Origin of the sequence: Nocardia cyriacigeorgica, assembly GCF_010858045.1 — a bacterium.
GTDB classification, from domain to species: domain Bacteria; phylum Actinomycetota; class Actinomycetes; order Mycobacteriales; family Mycobacteriaceae; genus Nocardia; species Nocardia cyriacigeorgica_E.
In genome coordinates, this window is sequence record NZ_JAAGVC010000190.1 from 1 (window position 1) to 346 (window position 346).

The 346-nt window shown below is 63.0% G+C and carries 1 pseudogene; it reads right to left on the reverse strand.

The features are described 5' to 3' along the window. Positions 1-237 (reverse strand): annotated as a pseudogene (locus GV790_RS29310) (hypothetical protein); the annotation flags it as partial. Positions 238-346 lie beyond the last annotated feature (109 nt).

Consider the following 346-nt stretch of genomic DNA (forward strand, 5'->3'; position numbering starts at 1 on the left):
GGCATAGAGCGCGTACCCGAAGTTGGTGAGCGCGTCCGCGAGATTGGTGCAGGTCTGCATGGTGTCGAGGGCGACCTGATCGTATTTCTCGCCCCATTGCCTGCATCCGGGGGCGTCGCCGGCCATGCCTGCGCATTCCGTCTTGACCGCATCGTGCACAGGCTTGTCAGCGGCTCGCAGATCGGTGGCGAGCTGATGGCACTGCGCAGCGGCCTCGTAGAAGGTTGTCCAATCCACACGCAAGGTGTCGTTCACGGTTGACCGCTCGACAGGATTCGTGCATTGGCCGCGATCGCGCGCGTATAGCGTCCATGTGCGGCCTTCGCGGCCTCACTCATATCCTGGA